The organism is Acetobacter pomorum (genome assembly GCF_002738225.1).
Lineage (GTDB): Bacteria > Pseudomonadota > Alphaproteobacteria > Acetobacterales > Acetobacteraceae > Acetobacter > Acetobacter pomorum.
Genome location: NZ_PEBQ01000007.1, coordinates 1 through 1,186 on the forward strand (window position 1 = coordinate 1; position 1,186 = coordinate 1,186).

General features: G+C 53.3%; 1 protein-coding gene. It reads left to right on the top strand.

All coding sequences use genetic code 11. The annotated features are described in order from the left end of the window. Positions 1 to 1,104 (top strand): pyruvate dehydrogenase complex E1 component subunit beta (locus CSR02_RS01020; protein WP_099540196.1); only part of this gene is annotated, 1,104 nt, incomplete at its 5' end. Between the last annotated feature and the right edge of the window lie 82 nt (positions 1,105 to 1,186).

Here is a 1,186-nt window from a genome sequence, read left to right on the forward strand (position 1 = left end):
CCAGACAATATTGATACGCCTAAAAATGTGGCTGCCGCAGAACCTGCCCCCGTGCCGCAATCTGCGCCTTCAGCTTCCATCGCATCACCGTCTCCGGCGCCTGTTGAAGAAGAGAAAGACTGGGGCGAAACAGAAGAAATTACGGTACGCGAAGCCCTGCGGGATGCATTGGCTGCTGAATTACGGCATGATCCAGACGTATTTCTGATGGGGGAAGAGGTGGCCCAATATCAGGGCGCTTATAAAATCTCCCAAGGCCTGTTGCAGGAATTTGGCGACAAGCGCGTTATTGACATGCCAATTGCCGAACATGGCTTTACAGGCATGGCCGTGGGCGCTGCCTTAACCGGCCTGAAGCCTGTTGTAGAGTTCATGACCATGAACTTCTCCATGCAGGCCATTGACCATATTATCAATTCCGCAGCCAAAACACTTTACATGTCTGGCGGCCAAATGGGTTGCCCCATTGTGTTCCGTGGGCCAAATGGTCCGGCCTCTCGCGTGGGTGCACAGCATTCTCAGTGTTATGGAAGCTGGTATGCGCATGTTCCAGGCCTGAAAGTGGTGGCTCCGTGGTCTGCTGCTGATGCCAAGGGACTTTTACGGGCTGCTATCCGTGATCCGAACCCGGTTGTGGTTCTGGAAAACGAAATTCTTTACGGGCGCAAATTCCCGTGCCCGATTGATGAAGATTTCATTCTGCCTATTGGCAAAGCCAAAATTGAGCGTGCAGGCACGGATGTCACCATTGTTGCATTCTCCATTGCCGTCACCACGGCGTTGGATGCTGCTGCCGAGTTAGCCAAACAGGGCATTGAGGCAGAAGTTATCAATCTGCGCAGCCTGCGCCCACTGGATACAGACACAATTGTAGAAAGTGTAAAGAAAACCAGCCGTTTGGTGACTGTAGAAGAAGGCTGGCCCTTTGCTGGCATTGGTGCAGAAGTGGCCATGCAGGTGATTGAACATGCGTTTGATTGGCTGGATGCCCCACCGGCCCGTGTAACAGGTGTGGATGTGCCCATGCCGTTTGCTGCCAATCTGGAAAAACTGGCCCTGCCACAGCCTGAAGATGTGGTTAAAGCCGCACTTGGCCTGATGTGAGGGAATGACAGATGGCGACTGAAATTTTAATGCCCGCCCTTTCTCCTACCATGACAGAGGGCAAGCTGGCCCGCTGGCTGAA